We start from the raw sequence: 2,475 nt of genomic DNA on the forward strand, positions 1-2,475 counted from the left end.
CCCCGCCTCTGCCGCCTGCCACGCCTGACGGATCGCCGTGACCCCGGCACGAGCCCCCATCGGGTGCCCATGGATGCCGCCGCCCCCCAGATACATCAGATCCAGCCGACCGCCGGTCCGGCGGAAGGTCTCGGGCGCCTGCCCGCCCCATTGGCCGGAACAGACCACTGGCAACGCACAATCGGCTTCGGAAAAGATCGGCGCCAGGCAATCGCCAAAGCTGCGCACGAAACTGTCGTCCGGTTCCCAGTATTTCGCGGCGATACCGTTGACCTGAAACTGATCCACCCCCAACAGGCGCCAGATCTTCTGATAGGCGCGAAATTCCATCCCCAGCGCGGGATGCCGGGTCAGGATGTCCCAGCCGTTGCGATGCGCATGCAGGCAAAGGGCCGAGCGTTTGCGCAGGAAACTCATGCCGCCATAACCGACCGAGTTGATATTGACCACCGCCGCCGCGCCGCCCGCCGCATGAACCAGATCGTGATTGCGCATCATCACATCCGGGTCGGCCGAGGAAATGCCAAAGGCATAAAGCACGCGCTTGCCGGTCTTCTGCTGATGATCCTCGATCACCGGCATGATGGCAGCCACACGGTCGGCCAGCGGCGAATAGCCGGGCGACATCAGCTTTTCATCATCCTTGATGAAATCGACCCCGGCCTCACAGAGCTCCCGCACCACCTGTGCGGTGTCAGCAGGCGTCAGGCCCAGCGACGGCTTGATGATCGAGGCGATCATCGGCCCTTGCGCCACATCCATCAGCCGGCGCGATCCGGCAATGCCGAACTGCGGCCCCGGATGGCAGGCCCATGCGGACGGCAGGTCGAAATCCATCACCCGGACGCCGGAAAGCCCGCGCGCCGAATAGACACCGCCGACGGTAATCGTCATCAGCGCGGCGATATCGGTGCCCACGGCCTCCAGCGGGAAGGCGATGGTGACATCGCCACGCAGGTAATGGGTTCCGGGCGGGTCTTCGGGGCACGGGAAGCCGGGCTGATCGGTGCTGCCAAGCGGCTGCACCGCGACCACGCGGGCAGCGCAACGCGCACGCACTTCCTCGGTCTCGCCCGGAAGTTCGGTAAAAGTGCCGGTCGATTGGTCGGAGGCGATCTTTTCCGCCATCCTCTCAAGGCTCGCCCCCGGCAGGGCCGGAACTTCCAGCCGATAGGTGACGCGAATGGTGCTGTCGTCGCGCTTTCCGGTCATGCCGTCCTCCCTCTCTGCCCTTATGGCATACTCATTATACCACATGACGGCAATGACTTTCTATCCGGCCACATCCGTCAGACGAAAGCACAGCGGACTGTAATTTCTGCGAATTTCCAGTACCTTGCTAACGCAGCTCACGGCTACCGCTCTGGTTGCGAGCGGGGCGGATATTGCATATGATCACCTCATCATACAATTTCACCCCGCAGAAACGAGACACCGCCATGCCCCCGACCAGCGATCCCCCCCGGACGGCCGCCCCTGCCGGGGAGGACAAGATTGTCCGGCGCAAGCTGTCGGACGAGGTGTTTGACCGGCTGCGCGCCATGATCACCTCGGGCGATCTGCGGCCCGGCGACCCCATGCCGTCAGAGCGCGATCTGATGCAGCGCTTCGGCGTTGGCCGCCCCGCGGTGCGCGAGGCGCTGCAATCCATGCAGACCATGGGGCTGATCACCATTTCCCACGGCGGCCGCAGCCGGGTGAACGCCCTGTCGCCTGACAGCGTTCTGGACCGGGTGGACGAGGTGGCACAGATCCTGCTGTCTTCTGCCCCCGATCAGCTGGAAAACCTCAAGGAGGCGCGTCGCATGTTCGAAATGGGCATGGTGCGGTTAGCTGCCTTGCGGGCGACCGAACAGGATTTGTTCGATCTTCGCCGTATCCTGGATGACCAGCGTGGCCATCTGGATGACCCGCGCCAGTTCATCGAAGCCGATCTGCGCTTTCACGCCCGCATTGCGGAAACCACGCGCAACCCGATCATGGCTGCCGTCTCGGCGTCGATGCTGCGCTGGCTGCTGCGCTATTACACCGCGCTGCTGCACTGGTCAGGAAACGAGCACAAGACCCTGGCGGAGCATGAAGAGATCCTGACCCTCATCGGCCAGAAAGACCCGGAGGGCGCAGTGAATGCCATGCGCCGCCATCTGGACAGGTCGAGCGAAATGTATCGCTACGAAAGCTGACCGGACGCCGCAGGGGCGCCCGGATCAGGGTATCAGCACGATTTCGGGTCAGGCCCCGGAAACCTCGGCCAACAGTTGTGCATTCCCGCCCGAAGCCGTGGTGTCGATGCAGACATGGCGTTCCAGCGCCACATGCGCAGCATCGGGCAGGCCACCGATCAGCGGCAGGATCGGCCCCTTGCGGGCGGCCAGCGCCTCCGCGCAGGCGCGCGCGCCCTCCCCCCAGCACAGCACGCCCGAGAAGCCGTCAAGCCGGGTCAGGGCCTGCGGGTCAAGCCCCGCCGCCTCGACC

At 64.6% G+C, this 2,475-nt stretch carries 3 protein-coding genes; 1 reads left to right on the forward strand and 2 read right to left on the reverse strand.

Features of this window, described 5'->3' with window-relative positions; all coding sequences use genetic code 11:
• The coding region (gene oiaX, locus AO684_RS21050) for a 3-oxo-isoapionate-4-phosphate decarboxylase OiaX (protein WP_082401185.1) at positions 1–1,212 on the reverse strand (1,212 nt) is incomplete at its 3' end.
• Positions 1,213–1,439: 227 nt separating this feature from the next.
• On the opposite strand from oiaX, the gene nanR reads away from it, so the two are divergent.
• The gene (nanR, locus tag AO684_RS21055) at positions 1,440–2,183 is read left to right on the forward strand and encodes a transcriptional regulator NanR (RefSeq protein ID WP_054304700.1); all 744 of its coding nucleotides are present in this window, start codon (positions 1,440–1,442) and stop codon (positions 2,181–2,183) included.
• A 48-nt stretch (positions 2,184–2,231) separates the two neighbouring features.
• Here nanR and AO684_RS21060 read toward each other — a convergent pair.
• A partial coding sequence (locus tag AO684_RS21060) for a hypothetical protein (RefSeq protein ID WP_152968503.1) occupies positions 2,232–2,475 on the reverse strand: 244 nt, incomplete at its 5' end.

It is taken from the genome of Gemmobacter sp. LW-1 (assembly GCF_001303875.1).
GTDB classification, from domain to species: Bacteria; Pseudomonadota; Alphaproteobacteria; order Rhodobacterales; family Rhodobacteraceae; genus Gemmobacter; species Gemmobacter caeni.

Excerpts from the sequence above, each read along its gene's own strand:
- nanR (WP_054304700.1), top strand. The coding sequence starts at position 1,440 with ATGCCCCCGACCAGCGATCCCCCCCGGACGGCCGCCCCTGCCGGGGAG.